At 53.9% G+C, this 23011-nt stretch carries 24 protein-coding genes, 1 tRNA gene and 1 pseudogene; 24 read left to right on the forward strand and 2 right to left on the reverse strand.

What is annotated here, in order from left to right; translation table 11 throughout:
* Positions 1–117: 117 nt before the first annotated feature.
* From Clow_RS03115 to Clow_RS03125, 4 genes are all read left to right on the forward strand, one after another.
* A tRNA-Met gene (locus tag Clow_RS03115) sits at positions 118–194 on the forward strand.
* A gap of 432 nt (positions 195–626) precedes the next feature.
* A complete protein-coding gene (locus tag Clow_RS12210; RefSeq protein WP_425388404.1) occupies positions 627–773 on the forward strand; it encodes a helix-turn-helix domain-containing protein in 147 nt (48 codons plus the stop codon).
* A gap of 197 nt (positions 774–970) precedes the next feature.
* The gene (locus tag Clow_RS03120; RefSeq protein WP_169786562.1) at positions 971–1552 is read left to right on the forward strand and encodes a hypothetical protein; all 582 of its coding nucleotides are present in this window, start codon (positions 971–973) and stop codon (positions 1550–1552) included.
* Between the two features lie 297 nt (positions 1553–1849).
* A complete protein-coding gene (locus tag Clow_RS03125) occupies positions 1850–2422 on the forward strand; it encodes a hypothetical protein (protein ID WP_055176065.1) in 573 nt (190 codons plus the stop codon).
* Between the two features lie 160 nt (positions 2423–2582).
* Here Clow_RS03125 and Clow_RS11640 read toward each other — a convergent pair whose 3' ends face one another.
* Positions 2583–2747, reverse strand: a complete 165-nt coding sequence (locus Clow_RS11640) for a hypothetical protein (protein WP_156334560.1) — start codon at positions 2745–2747, stop codon at positions 2583–2585.
* A gap of 1114 nt (positions 2748–3861) precedes the next feature.
* On the opposite strand from Clow_RS11640, the gene Clow_RS11645 reads away from it, so the two are divergent.
* The gene (locus tag Clow_RS11645) at positions 3862–4032 is read left to right on the forward strand and encodes a hypothetical protein (protein ID WP_156334562.1); all 171 of its coding nucleotides are present in this window, start codon (positions 3862–3864) and stop codon (positions 4030–4032) included.
* Positions 4033–4836: 804 nt separating this feature from the next.
* On the opposite strand, the gene Clow_RS03135 is transcribed toward Clow_RS11645, so the two are convergent.
* Complete coding sequence (locus Clow_RS03135) at positions 4837–5196, reverse strand: primase alpha helix C-terminal domain-containing protein (RefSeq protein ID WP_055176071.1); 360 nt, start codon at positions 5194–5196, stop codon at positions 4837–4839.
* Between the two features lie 1411 nt (positions 5197–6607).
* On the opposite strand from Clow_RS03135, the gene Clow_RS11650 reads away from it, so the two are divergent.
* From Clow_RS11650 to Clow_RS03210, 19 genes and pseudogenes are all read left to right on the forward strand, one after another.
* Entirely contained in the window at positions 6608–6856 is a 249-nt protein-coding gene (locus Clow_RS11650) for a hypothetical protein (protein ID WP_156334564.1), read from the forward strand.
* A 114-nt stretch (positions 6857–6970) separates the two neighbouring features.
* Complete coding sequence (locus tag Clow_RS12215; RefSeq protein ID WP_156334566.1) at positions 6971–7108, forward strand: hypothetical protein; 138 nt, start codon at positions 6971–6973, stop codon at positions 7106–7108.
* Positions 7098–7354: pseudogene (locus tag Clow_RS12220) on the forward strand (helix-turn-helix domain-containing protein). The gene Clow_RS12215 and the pseudogene Clow_RS12220 overlap by 11 nt, the downstream one beginning before the upstream one ends.
* A gap of 107 nt (positions 7355–7461) precedes the next feature.
* Positions 7462–8403: a DNA-methyltransferase gene (locus tag Clow_RS11305; protein ID WP_211256912.1), complete on the forward strand. Its 942-nt coding sequence runs from the start codon at positions 7462–7464 to the stop codon at positions 8401–8403.
* On the forward strand, positions 8400–9371 hold the full coding sequence (locus Clow_RS03145) for a hypothetical protein (RefSeq protein WP_069724555.1): 972 nt from the start codon (positions 8400–8402) through the stop codon (positions 9369–9371). The genes Clow_RS11305 and Clow_RS03145 overlap by 4 nt, the downstream gene beginning before the upstream one ends.
* Positions 9372–10086: 715 nt before the next feature.
* A complete protein-coding gene (locus Clow_RS03150; RefSeq protein ID WP_055176076.1) occupies positions 10087–10311 on the forward strand; it encodes a hypothetical protein in 225 nt (74 codons plus the stop codon).
* A 344-nt stretch (positions 10312–10655) separates the two neighbouring features.
* On the forward strand, positions 10656–11414 hold the full coding sequence (locus Clow_RS12020) for a helix-turn-helix domain-containing protein (RefSeq protein ID WP_055176081.1): 759 nt from the start codon (positions 10656–10658) through the stop codon (positions 11412–11414).
* Between the two features lie 150 nt (positions 11415–11564).
* The gene (locus Clow_RS11940; RefSeq protein WP_211256913.1) at positions 11565–12422 is read left to right on the forward strand and encodes a hypothetical protein; all 858 of its coding nucleotides are present in this window, start codon (positions 11565–11567) and stop codon (positions 12420–12422) included.
* Positions 12423–12491: 69 nt separating this feature from the next.
* Entirely contained in the window at positions 12492–13559 is a 1068-nt protein-coding gene (locus Clow_RS11945; RefSeq protein ID WP_211256914.1) for an HsdM family class I SAM-dependent methyltransferase, read from the forward strand.
* Positions 13556–14113, forward strand: coding sequence for a restriction endonuclease subunit S (locus tag Clow_RS03165; RefSeq protein WP_055176084.1), 558 nt, complete (start codon positions 13556–13558; stop codon positions 14111–14113). The genes Clow_RS11945 and Clow_RS03165 overlap by 4 nt, the downstream gene beginning before the upstream one ends.
* Entirely contained in the window at positions 14107–14616 is a 510-nt protein-coding gene (locus Clow_RS03170) for a restriction endonuclease subunit S (protein WP_055176087.1), read from the forward strand. The genes Clow_RS03165 and Clow_RS03170 overlap by 7 nt, the downstream gene beginning before the upstream one ends.
* A 402-nt stretch (positions 14617–15018) precedes the next feature.
* Positions 15019–15261 carry an Eco29kI family restriction endonuclease gene (locus Clow_RS11950; protein WP_055176091.1) on the forward strand — a complete coding sequence of 81 codons (243 nt, stop codon included), beginning with the start codon at positions 15019–15021 and terminating at the stop codon, positions 15259–15261.
* A gap of 556 nt (positions 15262–15817) precedes the next feature.
* The gene (locus Clow_RS03180; RefSeq protein WP_055176094.1) at positions 15818–16282 is read left to right on the forward strand and encodes an Abi family protein; all 465 of its coding nucleotides are present in this window, start codon (positions 15818–15820) and stop codon (positions 16280–16282) included.
* A gap of 421 nt (positions 16283–16703) precedes the next feature.
* On the forward strand, positions 16704–17237 hold the full coding sequence (locus Clow_RS11660) for a hypothetical protein (RefSeq protein WP_156334568.1): 534 nt from the start codon (positions 16704–16706) through the stop codon (positions 17235–17237).
* Entirely contained in the window at positions 17230–18075 is an 846-nt protein-coding gene (locus Clow_RS11325) for a PrsW family intramembrane metalloprotease (RefSeq protein WP_082418486.1), read from the forward strand. The genes Clow_RS11660 and Clow_RS11325 overlap by 8 nt, the downstream gene beginning before the upstream one ends.
* A 459-nt stretch (positions 18076–18534) precedes the next feature.
* The gene (locus Clow_RS11665) at positions 18535–19047 is read left to right on the forward strand and encodes an IS1595 family transposase (protein WP_156334570.1); all 513 of its coding nucleotides are present in this window, start codon (positions 18535–18537) and stop codon (positions 19045–19047) included.
* A gap of 19 nt (positions 19048–19066) precedes the next feature.
* Entirely contained in the window at positions 19067–20218 is a 1152-nt protein-coding gene (locus Clow_RS11335) for a DNA cytosine methyltransferase (protein WP_211256915.1), read from the forward strand.
* 884 nt (positions 20219–21102) lie between these two features.
* A complete protein-coding gene (locus Clow_RS03205) occupies positions 21103–21972 on the forward strand; it encodes a DUF418 domain-containing protein (protein ID WP_082418510.1) in 870 nt (289 codons plus the stop codon).
* A gap of 2 nt (positions 21973–21974) precedes the next feature.
* Positions 21975–22925, forward strand: coding sequence for a trypsin-like serine protease (locus Clow_RS03210; RefSeq protein ID WP_055176110.1), 951 nt, complete (start codon positions 21975–21977; stop codon positions 22923–22925).
* Positions 22926–23011 lie beyond the last annotated feature (86 nt).

Below are 23011 nucleotides of genomic sequence, written 5' to 3' on the forward strand. Positions count from 1 at the left end.
TGGTCTGCTCCCTGCTTGCCGTTCGAAAGGCGGTGAGCAGGGAGTTTGTTCTTTGTGGGGATAGTGCGTATAGTTCCTACACGTCGCCAAGGCGGCGCGATACTGAAAAGTATTCGACGCGGGGTGGAGCAGCTCGGTAGCTCGCTGGGCTCATAACCCAGAGGTCGTAGGTTCGAATCCTGCCCCCGCTACCATCCTCCGGGAATCCCCTGAGACCACGGTCTCCGGGGATTCTTGCATGTCTGAGGCTACCACCCGACGGGGAAGCAGATCCGTGATATCCACCCCGAAAAAATCAGCCGTACTATAGAGATCATCGATCGACCAGGCGACCTGGCCGAGGATTTTGCGACTGACGCCCTGGGGACTGATGTTCAGGACAGACCCCAGCTCTTTGCGTGTTCCTCGGTTGCGAAGCATGAGGTTATTTACTTTTAAGCCAATGGCTTCACTTGCACTCATGGATGCGGGTTTTGCTGTCATGACTACATGGTAGCCCACTCAAAGAATAAGTGCAACTCAAAGTTGCACAAGCATCAAGCGAGTGGCATTCTGTGACTATGGATGAAATTAATAGTTTCATATTTGATGATTGTGGATGGGTGAGTCCTGCTGAGGTGGGGCGGATGGTGCCTGGTGGTGTGTCCGGGCAGGCGGTCAGGGGGTGGTGTCATGCGGGCAGGGTGCCGGGTGCGTGGCAGACTCCTGGTGGCCGATGGCGTATCCCTGTGTCTGCGGTGGAGGCGATCATCGCGGGGGAGGTAGCGGCATGAGCGCGTCTGCTGCACTGCTGGCCGAGGTGCCACCGTCACCGATGATCGGGACCCCGCGCGCTGTCGCGTCGGGGGTAGACGTGCTGTTGATAGGGTCACACCGTTGCCTGCGTCCTGCTTCCCGCCTGTCCCCGGTAGAGATCGGCCCTCCCACCACGATCAAGCATGACTCGATACGACAGGCCGCTACAGTACCCGTGGCTGGTGTGGCTGCTCGGGTGTGGCACGGGTGGGCACCCCATCACTGGGATTATCCCATCAGTGCGATCCCGCTGACGCACCACGAGGACACGCGCTACTGTGATGCCCTCCACGGGCTTGCTACTCAGCTCGCTGCCGACCACCTCATCCCCGATGTCCCGGATACCACCAGTGTGGTCATCGACCCGATTGTGATGGCGCACCCCCATGCATCGGGCACGCAGCACGATCCGGATGCCCTTGAGGACTACGCACATGGCCTGATCCGCCCTGTGATGGACGCGGCACCCTGCGGCCTGATCGGCCTTGTCATCCACGGCGAGGAGCCTGACCCTTGGCTGGGGAGGGGACTAGTCGGTGTGGGATATCACTGGGAAGACCATCAGTGGGCCTACCAGGCGTGTTTTATGCCCCTGTGCCATGGTGTACCGCGTGCCTGGCTTACACGCCGCCACACCATCGACCCCGATGATGAGCTCCCCCTGCAGCTGCATTTATGGCCGCACTTTTTCGTGCGGGCCCCGCAGCAGATCGCCGTGATGCTACGTCGTACCCATCGCATAGGTGCTCGGAAGTAGGCATGAAAATACCCCCTCCGCAGAGTAGAGGGGGTACTTGACCCGTTTTTCCTGAGAAGGAAAACCCGAAAATCATCTAAAAAAGAGGGAGAACCTCTTGTGAAGGAGGATAGCATGGCACAGTCCCACCCGCAACCTGAATCTGTATCAGCTGGTCCAGCCCCGGATCTTTGGGGTACCTGCCACTACAACAGCGCTACTACTGGTGATCGCCACGCGGGGCGTTATCTGCGCTGTCGATGGCAGGACTACCCGTATAGCCCAGCGCCACCAGGTCTATACGGGCGGCTACACCACGTGTTTTTATCCGACGAGTACGACCTCGCCTACGGCATCGCCGTGGTGGGGTTAGCCCGGCAGGTTGCCGCCCGGGTGGATATCACCCAGGTGTGCCAGCGCGTATGTCAGATCGATTGTCGGTCTGGGGTGGCCACCATGGATACAGGGACACCCCTAAGGATTGCTAGTGGTGATCTTCACCGCGTCTGGCAGGTGCTGCCTGCTATCCCGCAGACCACGGCACTCGGGGTGGTGCTTGGGTCTGGGTGTGATGGGCGGTCTCATTGCCTCGCGCAGGAGATCGTAGCGGTGACATGCTCCTGGGTTGATCACAGCGCCCAGGTGGCCTACGAGGCCGTGCTTTGGCCGGTCGAGGCTGCCGGTGGGGATTGTTCTGCTGTCACCGCTGAGTACTTCTTCTGTCATCCTGTTGATCGCCTTTGGGTGAGTCTGCGTGGGCACCGATGTGGGGATCGCGTCGTGACGGTGGCCGAGTGCGCCGCGCCGATCGTGGACACCGCTGAGATGGTAGGAGATTTTATGGCTGCGGTGCATCAGCGCTTGAAAGGGGATCGTGATGGGATTCGTTGAAATGGGCATCGTCGTCGAGCACGTCACCACGTTAAAGCCCGGGCCGAAGTTTACTCTTGCGATGCTGGCGGATCGTGCAGATAAGAAGGATCGCGGTGATGGTAAAGCGGAGTGTTGGCCAAGTATCCGTGAGTTGGTACGAAGGACCGCGCAGTCGCGGTCAACGGTGCTCCGCCAGCTGAGCTTCCTGCATGAGATCGGGATCATCGACATCGAGAAGCGGTGGTGCGTTGATGAGGGCGGCCAGGCCCGCCAAGCGACCAAAAAGTACGTCATCGATCTCCCGGGAATCCTGGCAGGCCGGTTCCACGGCGAGGATATCCACAGGGTTATCCACAGGCCTAAAAGACGGGAAAATCAGGATGAGGCACCTATGGGTGTCAAAATGACACCCATACCCAAAACCGCAGGTAAGGCTAAGGGTGTCAAAGTGACACCCAAAGGCGAGTATGGGTGTCAAAAACCCCCGAGTATGGGTGTCACTGGTGACACCCCTAGAAAGATAAACATAAATACCAACCCCTCCCCCTCCATCCCCCTCGGCACCGACGAGCCAGACGTGACGACCGGGCAGGGGCGGGACGGCGCTCACGCGCCTGGGGCGGGGCAGGATCCCCGAGAGGAATTTTCATCATCGCCGCGAGGTGATCATCTTGGCGGGATCGGCCCCGATTCCACGCCCGAGACCGGCCGTAGCGATGCGACGCCGGATGCGGCTGGGTACCCAGCCGAGTCTGCGACTGCTGAGCTGTGTGACGCTCCTGCCGTGCGCTTATCTGGCGGGGATGAGAATCCTGCTCCAGATGCCGCGGGTCCCGCTTCTGGGGCTGCTTCTCAGAATGCTGGAGTGGGGGTGATGATCCCAGATGGGGCAAAAACGCGCGAGAAGGGCCTTCTCGTGAATGAAAACCCCTCCAGTGGTACCGAGGGTAACATAGGGGGTCTCGACGCCGGAAAATGGCCTTCAGGTGAGATGGTTGAACATCACGAGGATCCTGATTTGCCATCTGCGGTTCGGGTGGATGATTGGGAGTTGATCCAGGGTGCTCTTCCCGAGGCGATGCAGGATCTTCCGCCGAGGGAGGTCCCAGGGATCGCGGAGATGATCCGCCAGCGGATGCGTGGCGGTTGGACGTTACGTGGATTGCGTAGCACCCTTGGTGCACGTGGGTTACCGAGTGAGGTGAGGTATCTACCGGGCTTGGTGAAAGCCCGATTGCGTGATGATGTGCCACCGTATGCGGCACCCCCGAAAAAGCCTGGTGGTAATGCGAGTGGGCATCCGAGCAGTTTTCGTGCGCCGAACAGACCACGACCAGACGAGCTGTTGAGCCCGCAGCAGCGGGTGGAAGCCCGGAAACATCGTCGTGCGCTTATCGATCAAGCTTTATCGAGGAAGCCATCGTCACGAGCGACAACGGGGAAAGGCAGGGGTATGGATGATTGCTCAGGATAGAGGTTTGTCGGTTTTTGTGGTCGTGCGCGCAGCGCGCGACTTGGTCGGCGTAGATGGCCTGGGGTTTTGTGGTTTTTGGGTGGTGATGTTGCTGGCGTTGGTGTTGGGTGTGGTGGTAGTGCTTTGGGTCTGGTTGGTGGCGGTGTGTCGATGATTTTGTTGCAGGTTTTGGTAGGGTGATGTGTGTTCGGCTGTTGGTGCCTGTGTGTGGTGGGGGTCGAGGGTTTCCCCGCCCTGCGCGGCGGCTTCGTGAGCGTGAGAACGCCGATGGGAGTCAGGTGGCGTGATGGAGTCCAGGAAAGGTGTGAGCTTTCGTGACAAGGAAAAAACGTGTGGAAGCTGCGTTGGCTGCGCGGCGGGAGAAAGCACTTGCTGATCGCGATCGTGAGCTTGTAGCGCTGGCGAAGGTGGACGCAGCGTTAGTAGAGCTTCATTACGCACGCGTGGAGGTGGGGCGTGCTCTTAAGGGCGCGCTGGAGATCATGTCGCCACGGATATTGACACGAGAGACGGGGCTCAAGCCTGCGGAGCGTCGGAGGCTGGTAACGCTTGCAGAAGAGCTGTCGAAAGATGCTGCGGGGGAGACTGGGTTGGGAGGCCAGGATGATTGCGATGAGGAAAAAGGATCACCTGAAGGCCGGGATGCGGGTGGGGCTTCTGGATCGTGTTCAGTGAGTGATGCAGCTGCGAGTGGGGATTGAGTCCGGACCGTGGGATGATCCCTGTCAGGCTTCCGGTGCCTCACGTGGGGGAGGGGTGCATCTGCAGCGGTATTTAGGTGAGTGGTCGTGTTCCCCTGGTGTACGAGGATCGAGGTTAGGGCCTAATATAAGGGGCAAGAAATGAGTCACGGTAACCTGAGTAAACCCGAGTATGTGCCACCGTCGTAATAGGTGAGCCAGTCGGTGGCCTCCCAGTAGCGCAGCGAGTCCGGGTAACCCTTGGTCAAGGCGTGGGCTTACCGGACGTCGCTGTAATCGGCGGGGCGTACCGAATCCAGGCTCGTCTCAAAATCCTCTGGTGGCACATACCCCGGCTGGTTCTCGACCGTCTTAGCGAACCGGGTGGCCGACCGCCAGATGGACTCCACCTCCGCCTCGGGCAGCGGCGGGGTGCGGCGGACGGCCTTGCGGTCACACAAGGCGCGTGCCTCATTGGTCGTGCCGAGGCGAATCAGCACCCTGCCAGCAAACCTCGACAACGTCGCATTACGCGAGCCTTCCTCGATGGCCTGTGTGGCGTCATCCCACTGGGCGAACACGTCCTCATCCACCGCGTCAGCAAGCCAGGCGTCGACGGTGTGGTCACCCTCGACCACGGTGACCTGCGGAGCATTGTGGCCGTAGGTGAAGCATCCTTTACGTTTGTGAAGATGAATGCGTTGTTGACGTAGTGAACCGGTATGATTCCCGTAGACGATCTACGCGCTCTGCCGATCCGATGCTTCAACAATCCCGCATCGGCGATTGCTGAGCGGCTGGGTTAGCGATGGGATGCGATGAACCTCGATGAGAGGAGGCAGTGATGGCTCGAACAACACCGTTCAGTGAAGTGATTACTGTCGTGCGTCCGCTCATGAAGGGCACTCGAAAACTCGACGTGTTCACGGCCGAGCTCATCGCCATGAGCATGCAAGCAGACCAAGACGCTCACGGCGAGCGGAGCGCCCTTCAACTTCGAAGTGTCGCGTTGTGGAAGGGGGATGTGAATGGCTCGTCACTATTGCTCGCGAACCTCGCTAGTGAGATCGCTAGCCAACGCGACGAGGTCACCTTCGGCGGCAACATCACCCGCAAACGCCCCATCGGTAAGGGCAATACCAACGTCGAAGTCACTAGTACCAACTCCGGCGTTGAGTCCGGCACCTACAAGAGCCGACACACCAAGAACCACTGGTTAGTAGGCTCGACCCTTTTACAGCTCATCGGCTACGAGAATCCCGAGAAGCTCATGGTCATCACGCGCCAGGACTTCAAGACCAAGGCCTTTACATGGCGGACCTTCTGGCCAGCCTGCTGCGCCTATGAAGACCGGATCGCGAGCAAGCCATCTGTTCTCTTGCCATCCCAAAACACGTCGGCGACTGCAGCTAAGTGTGCGCTTGCAGCTCTCATTACAGGACGGGACTACGGGGCATGGGCACGAGACGAATCAACAGACACGAAGAAGCTCAAGAACAACGCAGTCATTGAGTATCTTGAGCGGCAACCAGAAAAGCTTGCGATGCGTATCGAATCGATCAAGAAAGCTTTAGGCACTAGCAATGAGGACGAGATCAAGCACCACATCAGCGAGATAAGCCAGCGCATGGAGCCGGTCCAGCAGAGCATTGCTCTAGCCATGGCAGAGGGGCAACGGATCGTCGGGCAGCTCCAACAGGTGCGTGAAGGCCTCGCAGAATCAAGTGCTCTGGGGGCCCGCTACGAAGAGCTCGCGGCGTCCTACCGGGTACGCATCGACAGGCTCGATTTCGTCCAACAAGGCATGCATCTATTGAGCGAGCGCCCTGCGGCCCACTCATGCCCAGTTTGTGACAACAAGCTCGACCCAGCGATGCCCAATCATGTGCCTGATTCCACCGCCGCAGAGCGTGACGAACTAGTGCAGCGCCTCGCAGATCTCAATCAGACCTTGCGCCAAATGGGCGACGATCAAGGAGCGCCGCGAGAAGCAGTTCACGAAAGGCACCTTCAATCCACTCGGAGAGTTCCCCGAAGTTCTGGACTGCGATGGGCACCAATCTGCTCGACACGCTCGGTGCGTGCGCGTTCCCAGCACTCAAGACGGCCACGTTTTCACGACAGCTGTTCGATGCGACGATCAATGGCAAGAGCAAAGCCAAGCAAGGCAAGGGCTACCGCTCCTTCGTTAACATCGCCGTCATGCTTGTGCTTCGCGACTACCTCGCCAGCGATGAAGCCAGCCACAATCCCGGCCTGCTGGTCATCGACACACCCCTGCTGGGCCTCGATGACTAGCAGCTTGACCCGGAGTTGATGGACGTCCGCGAAAAGATCCCTCAAGCACTATATGAGCACTTCATCAACGTCTAAGACCATGGCCAGATCATCATCGCCGACAACACCAAGTTCATGCCGGACCTCGACACCATTGACAAAGATTGCAACTTCATCCGCTTCACGAGGCGCACTGACCAAGGACGCTTCGGGTTCCTCATCGATATGACTGACGAAGACCTCAACGACAAGGAGGAGACCGATGACAACTAGTCGAACTTTTAGCTATAAGCGGCTGTGGAAACTCCTCATCGACAAGGACCTCAATAAGACACAGCTCCAAGACCTCGCAGGAGCCAGCCCCGCGACCATGGCCAAACTTGGCAAGGCGCAAACGTGACCACCGAAGTCCTTACATGAATGTGCGAAGTCCTCGACTGTGATATTTCCGACATTTGCGAAGTTATACCTTCTAGTACAGGAAAAGGAGTTTTGAATGCGGTGGTTATCCCTACTTAGTTGATGGGGTATTGACTTTTCGGCGAGCACGCAAGCAAAGAGACTTCTACTCATGATTGACGAAAGGATTAGTGGCTTTGGAGGGTATCGGAACCCAAGAGGTACTTGTGTCTGAGGAGACCGTCTTGAATCGAAAAGTGATAGACTACGCCGATTTTAGCGAGTTTCAGGCTGTCGGAAGTCCTCATTACCAGTTGCAAGTAGAGGCTCCCGAGGGTTCTATATTTCAAGGAGACTCGATCAGCTGGCTACAGTCATTAGATTCTGGGTCAGTAGACATGATTTTTGCTGACCCGCCATACAACATTAAGAAGGCTGATTGGGACAGCTTTGAATCACAAGAAGCCTACATTCAGTGGAGCATGGAGTGGATCAGTGAAGCAAGTAGGGTACTGAAGTCAAAGGGCAGCCTTTATGTCTGTGGTTTTTCGGAGATTCTTGCCGACCTAAAGCATCCTTCCATGAAGTACTTTGCAGGCTGTCGTTGGCTTGTTTGGCACTATCGAAACAAGGCCAATTTGGGAAACGACTGGGGACGAGCGCACGAGTCAATTCTTCACTTCAGGAAATCTAAGTCGCAAAAGCTGGCTGATATTGACCATATACGGATTCCTTATGGAGCTCACACGCTGAAGTATCCATCACACCCCCAAGCGGACTCGTCTGCATTTGGGAAGGGAAAAATCAAGAGAGATAATTGGACTCCTAACCCAATGGGAGCAAAGCCGAAGGATGTAATTGAGGTACCCACGACGTGTAACGGGATGAATGAAAAGACTCCTCATCCGACACAAAAGCCAGAGGAACTCGTAAGGAAGTTCATATTTGCTGGAACGACTTCGGGGCAAGTAGTGCTTGATCCGTTCTCAGGTTCCGGTACTACAGCGGTCGTCTCGGCTCAGCTAGGCCGCCAATTTCTTGCATGCGATCTGGATCCTGAATACAACAGCTGGGCGGCATCACGCCTGAAGCGAATCCAAAAACGAACAGAAGACGAGTGGTTTGAATATGATCGCTCTAACGCGCAGAGGAGGGAAGGAATCCGATGAACGTAGATCGCCTCCGTCGATGGGTATCGGATAAGGAGAGATTTCAGAGCCTAGAAGGATATGTAGCTTTTGCGCGGGCATTTTGTGATTTCCGAGCAGAGCAGGGATTTCAGGCCGAGCTTGTGGCAAGGAACAATCCGAGCTACCGATTTCTTCAATACAAGTCAGAGGCAGACTATCAACTCACCCGACCGATAAATTCTGATCTCTTCTACACGCCGGATGATCTCGATAGCGCCGTTCCTTTATTCCGCGAAGCGCTAGAAATGGTCCGTGACAGCGAGCAGCACACCGATGTACATAGAGAGTCGCTTAATCGTGCTATTTACACCTTTCAGCAATCTATAGGAGCGTCTCTGGATGCCTTGCCCGCCTCGCGTTCTAATACAGCAAGGAAGGTAAATGGGGATCTTTTTGAGCGCCTTATTGGCCTGACTATCGAATCCTGTGGAGTCGATTGTCGATCTGGAGTTCTCACGATTCCTGTGAAAGATTCGGAAGACAATGAACTTTTCGGAATGAAATACCAGCACGACTTGATGGTCGAGGTGGAGGGTGAGCTAAGGGCGATTGGGTCAGTAAAAACTTCCAGTAAGGACCGCCTGGACAAGGTTTTCATCGATAAGTTCCTGTACAACAGACTGACCGGGGTTGCTACACCACATTTCGCGATCTTCTTACATGACGTACAGCGAGCCGGAAGAGAACCTAACTATAGAACTTCAAATACGTTCCTCCCTGGGCATTTCAAAGGATACACGGTCAAGCTAAACGCATTAGACGGCGTCTACTACTGTGATCTCCTTCCTCAGATGGAGACGGATCCTCTACTGGCCGCCCATATTGATCGAATTGACAAGTTCTATATCGACGACCTACCCCGTTTCATCGAGCAAGCCCCAGATAATGATGCTGATGTTCGAGGGGATCGTCCAGTGGAAGCAACCGACTGGCACCTCGACACATAAGAGATAGTTAGAGCTCGTCAAGGTTGAGAACACTTGTGGAGTGCCTTAGGTTTTAGGTCCAGGTGGCTTAAGTATTGTCCATTGATGCCCTGCCTGTGGGCGGGGAGGAGAGAATGGATAAATGGTCAAGAAGTTCAGTAAACACACTCCCGAACAGATTGTTCACAAACTCGATAAAGCTCGAGAACGTGAAAGAAACAGGATCAAGCACGGCTCAGATCTTAACCAAGCTCGATATCAGTAAAGCCACACTGAATCGACGGCAGTCACCGTACGCGGCGATAACCAAGAACCAAACCAAAGAACTCCAGCGACTGCGCGAGGAAAACACCCGCCTCACACACCTACTTGGCCAGGCAGAGCGAGAAAAACGGCATGGAAAAAATTATCGAAGGCAAATTTCTGAGCCCAGCTCGCCGCCATGATGCCGTCTGGCACCTAGTCGAGCTGGGCTACTCCCAACAGAGACGCTTGCCAGATCGTCGGGCTTTTTTACAGCGTCTATCAGCATGCCAGGACCTGCGCCAGGGAGCCTGATACATACGCGCAGCTGCGCGAATGGATGCATGACTTCGCGCGTGATCACCGCCGGTGGAGACACCGGCGCGCCTGGAGGAGCGCCCTGGCTGAGGGCCCTCAGGGCATGCCGAGAAACCTTCCGTCGCCTCTGGTGTGAAGGAAGGGCTACGCGTCCTACCGCGCAAGAAGCCTACACGTGTCAATAGCCACGGCCTGCGAGATGTTCTGGGCCGGACAATACCCGCGCGATGTGTATGCTTTGGATTTCCAGTTCGATTCGACGTGGCATGGTAAAATGATCAAGATCTGCAACATCATCGATAAATACACTCGCGAGCACGTCGCTATCGCCTATGCCCTAGAAGACTGGGCGGCTAAGGATGCAACGATCCAAGCGTTCATCCCGCCAGGTCAGCGGTGATATAACGGGTATGTCGAGTCTTTTCACAACCGGATGCGAGACGAACTCTTAAGAAGAAAACAGCATCGAGAATCTCGAGCAGGCGGGCGTGCTTATCGCCTTTTGACAAGTGGCCATGTCGTATTATGCGTTGCGAACGCGGTTGCCGGTTACCCACGTGCTCGGGACTTGTATGATTGAAGATGACGTGCGCAATGTTGACTGGGATGATGTGGCGGTGAGCTATGGGGCAGCAAGCGCGGTCTAATCCAGGACAGCCTTGGGAGCAGCTGTCTCTTTTTCCGTGCCCTACTGCTACGGAGAGGCCTCAAGAATCAGGTTCGGGGAAAAGGCACCAGTCTCGCGTGAAGGTTGTGTCGTCCTTAGAGATCACCGAGGCGGATCGGCAGCGCTTCTACTCCCATGTGGTAGCCGCGGATGAATGCTGGATCTGGGTGGGAGCTATCTCCACTCCCGATGGTTATGGGCGCTACACCTGGCAGCATGATGGTGAGCAATGCACGATGTCCGCACACAGGTTCTCGCTTTGCGCCAACGGGGAAAAGATTCCTCTCGGGATGGTCGCTGAGCATCAGTGCAATGAACCACTGTGCGTGCGGCCTGGGCCGGGCCATGTTGTAGTCTCAACGCAAGCGGAGAATCTTTCCTACGCAGTCCGTACTGGGCGCCATGCAGGTAGCCTTCCCGGGGCCGGGCAAGACCGCGTTGCTCTAGCCATGGCAGAGGGGCAACGGATCGTCGGGCAGCTCCAACAGGTGCGTGAAGGCCTCGCAGAATCAAGTGCTCTGGGGGCCCGCTACGAAGAGCTCGCGGCGTCCTACCGGGTACGCATCGACAGGCTCGATTTCGTCCAACAAGGCATGAAGACGTCCGTATTGACCATAAGACTCGACTACGCCAATCTGTGGAAGCTCCTGATTGACAAACAACGAAACAAGGAAGACCTCAAACGCGAGGCAGGGGTATCGGTAGCATCTATAGCGTGTCTCAACAAAGGTGACAACGTCACCACAGACACCCTGCTACGCATTTGTCAGTACTTGGATTGTGGACTACCAGAAATCTGCGAGATCGTACTTGTTGACTCACCTAACGAGTCGTAAGGTAATGAAGCGAATTAAACGAGGGATATCGAATGCTCGGTAGAAACGGCACTAGAAATACAGATAAGCAACCACTCTGGGAAGCATCCACGAGTCAAGAAGGCAGCCAATACAACTCAGACGTTTTCACCATAGATAAGGAGCATTCACATGGCGAATGAGCGCAGCACGGATCAGTTCGTTCGAGATATGCTGCGAGACATCGGTTTCACGCGGCCGTGGGAACAGAGCATCAATGATGCACCCGCCTATCTCTATGAAGCCATGGAAGGCGCTTCGAAAGGGCAGGGTGGCGGTCGAGGAAAGCCAGAGTTCGTTGTCGAGTCAGGCGAGTTCATCGTTGTCATCGAAGACAAACCACGTGCTGATCAGATTGTGAAAACCACCGATGATGGTGCCGTTGATCTGGAGTATCCCGCGCGACAAGACTTCGCTCTAAACGGTGCGATGCACTATGCCGAGATATTTGCTGCGAAGACAGGCAAGAAGGTCTTTGCCATCGGAGTGGCTGGTAGCGAGACACACAATGCCATTCAAGTAGCTTTCTCAGCACCACAGCGAGCTCCTAAGGTACTTGACAAGCAGATTGATACATTCACGAGTTTTTCGCCTAAGGCGATTGATGAGTTCTATCGAGTAGCGGTGCTTGGAGAGCTTCCTCAAGAGGAGAAAAGCGTCCGCGAGATTCGCAAAGTCGCAGCGGAGCTTCACGAAGGTATGCGTAACTACGCGTCGTTGGAGAATGAGCACAAAGCCACCCTTGTCTCCGCAATCTTGCTAGCTCTGAAATACCGGCCGGAACTTGTTAACGACCTTACTGGCGAGAAGCGCAATGGCTATCGAGACGGGGAAAAGGTTTATCGTGCCGCCCAGAAGTACCTAGAAAGTGACGAAGCAGATCTCGGGCCCAAACAAAAGATCGGCATCATGTTCGACCGCTTCAAGTTCATTCAGCGCCATGTACTCCTGAACGCTCACAACAATGATCTTGGGAAGACCCCGTTGTGACACTTCGCGGAGGTTCTGGATCGAGACGTATTCAAAGTCGTATCTGACCCAACCTATTCGGCGTTTGACGTGCTTGGAAACTTCTACGGGGAGTTTGTCAAGTACGGCGGATCGGACGGCAATTCCCTTGGCATCGTGCTTACACCACACCACATCACGGATTTGATGTCGGAGCTTATCGACGTCAACTGTGATGACGTTGTTCTAGATCCCACAGCAGGCTCAGCATCCTTTCTTATTGCGGCGATGCGTCAGATGTTCAATGACGCAGTAGTCAGGTTCAAAGAAGACTCTGACAAGCTGGAGGGTAAACTCAATGAAATCAAACGGTTCCAACTCCATGGCGTAGAACTGCAGGAAAAGCTGTTCGCTGTTGGAACGACGAACATGATTCTTCGAGGGGACGGTAAAGCGAACTTCCAGCGCAATTCGATCTTCGACGTAACACGTGACGGATTCTTCCCCTATGATCCGGAGCGTCCAGGACGGCTAGAAGGTTTTACAAAGGTGCTGATGAATCCTCCGTATTCACAATCGAAGGACAAGACGACTCGACATCTTTCTGAATTGTCGTTCATCAGCTACGCGCTTGACTTGTTGGAAGTACGAGGGCGTTTAGCCGCTATCGTCCCCCAATCGGCGATGGTAGGCAAGACCCGCGAAGACAAGGCCTTGAAGGCCGCAATCATGAAGAAGCACACGCTTGACGCAGTGCTGACCATGAACCCTGACACATTCCACGGCATCGGGACTCACGTCGTAGTTGCACTGTTCACTGCAGGGGTGCCTCATCCTGAACACAAAAAGACAGCTTTCATTGATTTCAAGGATGACGGATATAAGGTTCGCCAACACGTCGGACTTGTAGACGATGGGCGGGCCGAGGATCGTCGCAAGCATCTAATGTCAGTCTTTAACGACGGCGTACCAGACGACACGCACTTCATCGTACGTACTGAAGTCACGGCGACAGATGAGTGGCAACACAGCTACTTCTATTTCAATGACCAGCCACCAACAGAGGAAGAGTTCCTTTCGACCGTTGCCGACTACGTGACCTGGCAAGTCAACATGCACACGCATGGACTGGGTGATCTCATCACCCCGGCCAAAGACGTAGAAAAGGATGTCAAATGAGCATCTACGACACGCTGAAATTCCAGCCAATGCTGATTACTGACGTGTTTGAGTCGATGCAGGCATCTCAGGCGTGGTACGACAAGAACAAGGTAGTCAGTTCTGCTGGGCAGTTTGCATATGTGAGTCGGTCCGCAATGGCTAACGGCCTTGAAGACGTCATCGGGAAGCAGAGTCTTCCCCCTAATCCGGAACACGCGATCACTATTGGCGTTGATACACAAACAGTCTTTTATCAACCCATGCCGTTCTATACGTCAGTGAAGATTCAGGTTCTCCGACATCATCGACTAAACGAGCTTACAGGGCCGGTCCTTGTGACACTACTTCGGCAACAAATGGGAAAATTCCAGTGGGGTAACGGAGCATCCCTGGTCCGCTTGAAGGCAACAAAGATCATGGTTCCCGTGACCGTTTCCAGCTCGGGTGAAATCGTCGTCGACTGGGACGGCATATCCGAATTCGGTCGCGAACTGTTTACTGAAATCCACACACGCACACACACCGTGCTCGACCATCTGTCACGGATCATGTCGGGGAGGCACCTGTGCTGACCTTCGAGCCAATGCTGATCACGGATGTCTTTCAAACGTATAGGCAGGTGCCTTCCTGGCTAAACTTGAACGAGGTTGTAGCGGGCCTCGCCCTTTATCCCCACGTTACGAACTCGGCCAATGCCAACAGCGTTGCGGGTTTTATCAGTGAACAACAGCAACACCCGAATCCAGGAAACGCAATTACAGTTGGTATCGACACACAGGTGGTGGCCTATCAACCGGTACCGTTTTACGGTGCGACAAAGGTATTTGAGCTCCGATCCTCTTCGCTAAGTGAGGCAAGTGCCCTTGTGTTGGTGGCTAGCCTCAAACGCGCGTTAGAAAAATTCTCGTGGGGACATAAGGCGAGTGCAACTAGATTGGCGAAGACGCGCTTTATGGTGCCGGTCAGCTATGACAATGACGGCAACCGTAAGGTCGATTGGGATAGTATCGAGCTGTACGGCCGGTGGCTCATTGCACAAGTTGAAAGTCGCATGAATTGTGCTTTGCCTGCGTGAGCCATGAGTAGAACTACCCCCTCAACCTGAACTCGCCAACGCAGGGCGCACTCCGCACCCCCTCCTCGGTTGATGGCGTTACACGTCAGCGCGGAACGGCTCATGGAAGCACACGCGAAGCCGCCCGCATCCAGACCTTCCCCGACCGCTATGCCCTCCATGGGGCCTAGGTAGAAGCACTACGTCAACTCGGCAACGCCGTGCCCGTCCACCTCGCCCAGATCGTGATGCTCAGCGTGGCAAAACACCTCGAACGAGACACCGCCATGCGTCACATACACCAACTGCCCATTCAAGGACACCTCCGGGCGGTGAGCTAAATGATGGCCTTCGATCCCCTGTCCTTATGGCAACCTCGGTGTCTCCATCGCCCGCGCCCTAGACGACGAACCCGTCGTCCTATTGACCGAAATCCAGCGATTTGATGGTGCTGGGATCTATGCCTTGTACTACACCGGCGACTTTCCCGCCTACGAGCTCCTCGCTGAGTGCAACCGCGAGCAGCCGGGCTTCTGGGTGTTGTACGTCGGGAAAGCGGAAGCCGAAAGCGCCCGGAACAGTGAAGCGGACCAAGCGACCGTCACCGTAGGAACAAAGCTGTTCAACCGCGTGCGCAACCACCGGAGTTCCATGAACGCCGCCTAAAACCTGCACGCAGAGGGCTTCCACGTGCGTATGCTCGCGGTAGCACTCACCTGGATACCGCTTGCCGGGGTGGTGGCTATCCGACTGCACTGCCCCCGCCGTAACCTGTGTGTGCTTTGCTCTGAGGTTGAATCTCGTCGCCGGACTCGTTGCCCCTAGGCAGCTCAGTCTGGGCGTGCGTACCGCGCAAACTTTTTTGTTGGTATGCCATTCATGGTGAGACTGAGCCGGATCGGGGATCGCGCTGACTGTGGTGCGGCGGCAGGGCGTATGATGGTCCTATGGCGAATACCGATAGATCTCTCGTAGCCATGACTGGCTCCTTCTAAGAGCCAGGATTGACGTGAATTCCAGCAAGCCACGGGTGCGACCGCGTCGGGCTCTCACGCATACGCCCCTGAGCCCACGCGAATCCGGACACCCTGACAGCAGCAACTTTGTATCCGTTGGGAGAGGTGCTGTATAGTGGGTTGCAATAGATCCCCGGTCAGGCCTCTTCCCCGTGAGGGGAATGCACAAATGACCGGGGCCTTTCATTTCTATGGAGGCATACCCGATGCCGAAGGATTGGTTGAGCTACGAGCAACAGGTAGAGCTACTCGGTCAGCGCGGTATGCGCATCGATGACGAGGCATCTGCAGCTGAATTTCTCGCGCGGGTCAACTACTATCGCTTCTCCGGATACTTCCGGCATTGGCAGCATGACCCAGCACGGGGCGACAACCAGTTCTTCAAGGGTGCCTCATTTGAGACGATTCGCGCTCTCTATGACGCAGAGCAGGAGCTGATGGCTGTCTGTGATGAGCTCCTGCACCCCCTTGAGGTTCTCTTACGCACCCGGTTCGCCTATGCCTATGGTTGCCGTGTTGGGGTAACCGGGATGTTCGCACGCGGTAGCACCCACCTGGATACCGCTTGCCGGGGTGGTGGCTATCCGACTGCACCGCCCGTGATTTTCCTCTGGGTGGGGGGGGGACGGTCCATGATGTGTATCGTACCGTGTCGAAATTTTTCCCCCTGATCGGTGTGTGGTGTTGTGTGCCTCCTATGGCCCCGACTGGGTAGACGAGAGGGTAAGAATGGGCGTTCCTCCTTAACCTACACACCTGGTGCAAACCTTCTCATGATTATTCCAAAACTGATAGAATGAGCGGGTCTCTCTGGAATCTCGCGGATGCGATCATATGGTTGGAAAATATCAACGTGATAGCTAAGCGATGTGAATGGATTTTCGTTTCAATCTAGCTTCACAGCATTTTGATGTGCATGACCATCTCTCGTCTTGCTGTTGTATCGCTTCGGGTAGCTATTTATCTGCTGAACTCGCTTGATCCGTACATGGGCGGTCTCACTATTGAGCGTCAACGACGCGCGTGGGGCCAGGCATCCACTAGTTCGAAGTTGTTGTTGGTTTTTATCTGGCAGTTCGATATGGTTATCCTATGCTTTCTGATGTAAAGAGATCCTGGCTGTGTGCTGGTGGTCTTGTCTGCGGGGTCTTTGCCCTGATTGCGGTGCCCAATGTCATTTCCCACGCTCTCCCCCCACTTCATGAGGTCAGTGAGCTTAAGGCGGTTGAGCTTGGGGAGGGTGAGGCTTCTGTGGTTCTGGAAGATCTTGAGTGCCGTAACGATTCCCTGAGTCTTATGACAACTTACCATTGTGGTGACGCTAAGGTATCTACTATAGCGGTTGGGGTCACCGATGATCCTGACTTGACTCTTCGGCGTATGCTTCGTGCGGCGCATTCATCGAAGCTTCCGATGCAGAATTCCACGCAAGACGGACAGTTTCATGTTTTGTCTCTTGATTCTATGCAGGCCGAAGAGCTCGGTATTTCTCATGTTGATGAAGCCGAGAAAATTCTTGCAGTTTCTTTCGAGAAGAACGGCAAGGAAGTTGTTACTGTCATTACGGGGAACATCTCCGATGTGGATAGTGTTGCAGAAAAGATAGGAGATAATGTAGGTGATTAAGTCTTCCAGCCAAGAAACTAATCGGCTTCCTTTTGTTTTAATTTTTATTTCCGGTCTCTTTGTGGGGGCGGTAACTATTTATCGCAATATTGCTGCTACGCTTCAGTTTAATCCTACGGGCGTGATCCTGGGTTCCCTTTTTGGCCTGTGCTACATTGTTATTTTTAGTTCTCTTTTCTTTTTATTGAAGCTTCTTCCTTCTCGGTATGTGGTGTGGCTTCCTGCTGCGATTTTATGGGGCTCGGGAACTGTGACGACGCTCGTATATGAATCGGGGCAGGGGATGAGAGATCTTTTTCCTCAGCTAGGCCTCTCGATTTTTGCCGCATCCTTCGCTGGCGCGTGGCCAGAAGAGATTGGCAAGGCAGTTGGGGTCCTGTTAATACTCCTATCTTTTAGGAGTTTGAATAAACCTTGGCATGGTCTTGTTGTAGGTTTTTTTGTCGGGCTCGGTTTTACTATTCTGGAGGATATTGGCTACGGATCTGTTGCTGGTTTGTTGGATCCTTCTTCTGATGTCTCTGGTGTTGTTGGTGTGTGGATGATTCGGACTCTTGCTGGACCTGCCCAGCACGCAGTCTATTCTGGGATTATTGGTTTTGGTCTGGGCCTTGCTTTATTTAGTGAGGGGAGGTATATGCGTTGGCGTTGGGGGGTGGCGGCGGCGTTCTTTGCTCTTGGCTTCGGCTGTCATTTCCTGTGGAATATTTCTCCTGAGTCGATGGCGGTTAGTCTTGTGGCAATGGCCTCTGCGGCAGTCATTGGGTATGGTGCTTTCATTTACCTCGCAGTAAAATGTTATAGGGAGAATCGGGAGATGAATTCTGTAGGGTTATGATATATTCGAGGATTGTATACCTGTTTCACCACGATTTTTTTAACTAGCCCTTGTGAAGTAGCTCAGTTTGATTGGACTTGTTTCAGAGATTCCCTGACCAAGGGGCGGCAAGAGTGCTCTTGGAGGCTCAGCGCTGGGGTGAGGATCGACTCCCGGAGGTGTGACCTGTGTGTGAGGTCGTGAGGACTCCGTATGTGCTTGAGTCTCGCCCTGGGTATTTCTGGTGCAGGGAGTCTGCATGTAGGGCGGAGTTCACTGTGCGCACGGGGACGGTGATGGAGCGCTCGCATATTGGTTTGCATAAGTGGATTTTCGTGGTCTATCTGTTCGTATCCTCCCGCAGGGAATCGGCTCGGTGCAGTTGTCGCGCCAGATTGGTGTGACTTAGAAGTCTGCATGGTTCATGCTGCAACGCCTGCGCGCTGCGTGCGACAATGAGGCTCTTGGCCTTTTACCGGTGTGGTAGAAGCAGATGGGACTTACGTCGGTGGCAAAGAACGCAACAAGCATGAGTCAAAGAAGAATCATGATGGACGCGAGCCTAAGGGGAAGGCTGCTGTTGTGGGTGTACGCACTCGTGAAGGCAAGGTGACGGCCAAGCATCTTCCCGATACGACTCCCGTCACGATCATGGATTTTCTCAATAGCACCATTGGCCGGGAGACAGTCCTCTACAGTGATGAGCACCCCGCCTACCGCGGATGGGGCAACCACAATAGCGTCAACCACTCAGCAAAGCAGGTTGTTGATGACAGGATCCATACCAACGGTATTGAGTCTGTATGGTCAGTACTCAAGCGCGGCATCGTCGGTGTGTACCATGTCGTAAGCCTTGCGCACCTTCGGCTCTATCTTACGGAGTTCAGCTTCCGACTCTCCCGCTGCCGCATGAGCCTAGAACAACAAGCAGTCGACGTGTTGGCAGTGATGATAGGAACACGAATCACCTACAAACAGGTAGTGGGAAGGTGAAGGTGTCGTTAGGGCAAGCGTGGCCAGCTCAATTCCTTTCAAGGCCATGCGCTGTGGTACTTTCAAACGCGTGTCGATCGATGTTCGTAGGCCGCTTGTAGTGGATCTGTTCGCTGGTGCAGGGGGGTTGTCACTCGGTCTAGAGCAGGCTGGATTCGACATCGCGGCTGCTGTTGAGTACGACCCAGTCCACGCTGCTGTCCATGAATATAACTTCCCTTACGGGAAAACATTTGCGCGAAATGTAGCCACGATCAGTGGTCGGGAGATTCGGGAGAAATCGGATATTCGCGACCAGGAAATCGCCTTGGTGGCCGGAGGGCCGCCGTGCCAGGGATTTTCACTAATCGGCAAGCTTGCGATTGATGATCCACGTAATGCCCTACTGAAGGAATATGTTCGACTAGTTGTTGAACTGAAGCCACGCTATTGTCTGATGGAGAATGTCTCTGGTTTGGTAGTAGGTAAGCACCGTCAACTTCTTGACGAAGTGATCGCTTTGCTAAGGGATGGTGGATACCGCATCCTTGAGCCGTATCGCGTTTTGCAGGCAGCTGATTATGGGACGCCACAATCGCGCAAGCGGATGATTCTCCTTGGTGCAAGATCGGATGTCCCACTTCCTGATTATCCCGCGCCCACCGTCACTCCACGAAGCATAAAGGGCACCATAGTGACCTCAACCGATTTGCCGATAGGGCCCAGCGTGCGTGAGGCCATCGAGGATATACCGGATGCGGATTCCTTTGAAGAGTTGCTTCATGTCGACTCCGTGAATACAAAGTGGCCCCTCTCGGCCTCTTTATATTCCAAGTATTTACGTGGCGAAAAGTCTGACCCGTTGGACTTCTCGCGCCCACGTCCCCTTACTCCCGAACTACTGTCTTCATCTGCGCGTACTATTCATACGGAAAAGTCAATTACGAGGTTCGAGCAGACTGAGCCCGGAACGACAGAGCCGATTAGTCGATTTTTGCGACTTCATCCCGATGGTATTTGTAATACATTACGTGCGGGCACTGCGTCGGACAGGGGGGCAGTTTGTCATCCCCGTCCAGGCCAAGGGCGGCTCAGACGAGATTGGCATCACTCAAGCCGAACAGGACTTGGCTGTTTGTTCTCAGCGATGGCCGGACATGATCGCACGTCCTGTCGCAGCACAGTTTGCTAGCGACGGTCTAATTGCGTTATTTGAACTCGAAGTACAGGACAACGCCATGCGTGTCAGGAACGAGGCTCATTACCAACTCGTTCCCGCTGATGAAATTACACCTGACGACATCGCTTCATATAGAATCGGTTATGATCATTAACCAGATGACGCCGGTTGCGGGCATAAGACTCTCGTGGTGAGTCAAGTATATGGGTCCCTAATTTTTTGCTGTCGGGCCTGCGTAGTAATTCGGTGGTATCGCTTCCTTGGGCTTTCACCGCTTGATATTGTGTTGTCGGTCAGCAAAGTTAGATGGTGAAGCTCACGGAGGATCTGGTTGGAATCTATACGAGCAGCGGGGACCCGCTCCGAGCGTGGAGGATACATCATCCTATCCACGAGTCCCGGTTCAACGTGGTTTACAGCCGTGGGGTTTAGAATGTGCTCTTTGTGCAGTGGTGATCGCAAGGAGGCAGTACGGTAAAAGGGGTTGCGTCGCGTGCGCGTGTATCACGCGTAAGCCACGTACGCCGTAGCAGAGCCCCGTAAAGGTTGTATGCTGCAAGCCCATAGTTGAGGCCTTTCGGCACCCGTGTGCAGCGTAGAATCTCGGGAGCAGCCTTCACGGAAGTTGACTTGACTGTGCCCCTAGCGTTGATTCCTTTAGGCCTGAATTCGTTCACATGAATCTCTTATATGTTTCCCACATGCGTCGTATCACGTTCTTACCGATTTCCGAAATGTATCTATATACTTGTTCTTAGGTTGCAAGTTTTACAAACTTCAACCTTCGAGGTAGGTAAGTTTCCTTAGTGGATTTTCTTTATTTAAAGAAGGAGGTATAGATTTTGCAATCTCGCATTATTGGTGTTGATGTTGTGAGGGCGATTGCAATTATGGGTATGATTGTCGCTCATATGGCTTCATTGCTGTGGACTGCAAAAGTTATTATTTCCGGTATTCCGGCTGCTTTGTTTGCAATTATCGCCGGAACAACCCTGATGCTCGTAAGCGCAAATAACAATATTGATAGTTTACTGCGGATACTTGTACGGGGAAGTATTATTGTTCTCGCGGGAATTGTTTTATTGCCGGTGGGTGGTGAGATACAGATCGTCCTTGTTGCCATGGGATTATCTATGATTCTGCTATGCTGGGTACCGCCTTTTCACTATAAGTGGAAAATTGCACTTTTCCTGGCGTCTATGGTGATCGCAACGGTACTGTATTCATCACGGCCTTTGCCGAATACCTATCCGATCATGGCATGGGTTTCGTATTTCCTTGCGGGTATGATTCTCTACGAGGTGTACATTAATCCTCATAGGAATACCCAGCGGCTACGTTTGTTCATTACCGCTGTTTGCTTACCTATATCTATGGTAGGGCTGTACTTGAGGTTTGAGACAAGCGTTCCGAACTGGCTGCAATTTACTGGTCATAGCGGAGCGCTAGGGGAAATTCTGCTCTCTGTCGCACTCTGTGCTGTCATCATGCATATCTGTCTAGTTGTGGGAGATTATGTACCGAAGCTTTTGTATCCCTTTGCTGCTCTTGGTTCCATGTCCTTGACTTTCTACATTGTCCATATTCTTACTGCTTATTACTGGCAGAAGAACGTGGTCCTATATTCTACGGCAACTGCAGTAGGGTTTATTGCACTGTTTATTCTCGCTGCTAGTTTATGGAAGAAAAAATTTCACCAAGGGCCAGCCGAGCGGCTTGTTTCCATGTCGGTAAATAAGATCGTTCCGAAAGAAAAGGAGAACTAACTATGGTGGCATCAAGAATAGTCCCCTTCGTTATTGCTCTGGGAATTGCAGTTTCCACCACTGTACCATCTTATGCACTGGAACACGCTTCATCCGCACCAAGTAGTGAAGAGGCAAGTTCTGTTGCTGCTCTTAAAATTGGAAAAGTTGGTAGCTTTGGTAACTGCACGGGTACTCTTATATCTGATCAATGGGTTGTTACTGCTCGGCATTGTCTACAGTCCACGGATAATCAAGGGAGCCAAGTGCGCTTAGGCGGCAAGGTCTATAACGTGGATGCGTGGGCTGTATCACCGGTCTCTGATGTTGGTCTGCTGCGTCTTGAGGAGAAGGTGACCGATATTCATCCTGCTGACATAGCCGACAGGACTCCTCAGGAGGGTGAAAAAGGTAATTTTTACGGGTGGAGTAATCTTTCTAGGATGGCAAGGAAGAACCAGCTCCCTGTGTCTGAAATGAAGGTCGAAGAGGTTATTGGGCAAATTGGGGGTGGCTCTGAGGGTGCTGCTCAATTTGATGAGAAAGCAATAGATTTTAAGGCGGAAATTCCGTCGGGGGAAAATGAAGAATTCCCGGCTGAATCTGCTGCGGCACCTATGCTGATGGGCGGAACTCTTATGGCTACGAAATCTGTTTCGGGTGCGGGGGTACAGGCAGGGGATTCGGGTGGGCCGTTCTTTGTGGAGGGGCGGCTCGCAGGTGTCATGACCGCAGGTACTGATGTGGGCAACCCTGATCTGCCGTCGCAAGGGGCAGCAATCACTGCTCTTAGTGATAGTAAAGATTGGATTCAGGGCATCGTCAGCGGTCGAGATGCTAAAAGTATTGTGACGCAGTCTGAGTGTAGCATACCCGCAGTTCCTCAGACTGCGGGGGAGCATATGTGGTTCTACCTTGCTATCGCTGTTCTTGGTCTTATTGGCGCTACCGTGTTCCAAAGATTTTTAAGGTGATCGCGATGACATGCCACCACCGCTATCGTTGTCTCGCGCGGTGGCGGCTGCCTAAGACCATATGGTAGCTTTTTATAAGCCCAAAT

The organism is Corynebacterium lowii, assembly GCF_001412085.1.
GTDB lineage: Bacteria > Actinomycetota > Actinomycetes > Mycobacteriales > Mycobacteriaceae > Corynebacterium > Corynebacterium lowii.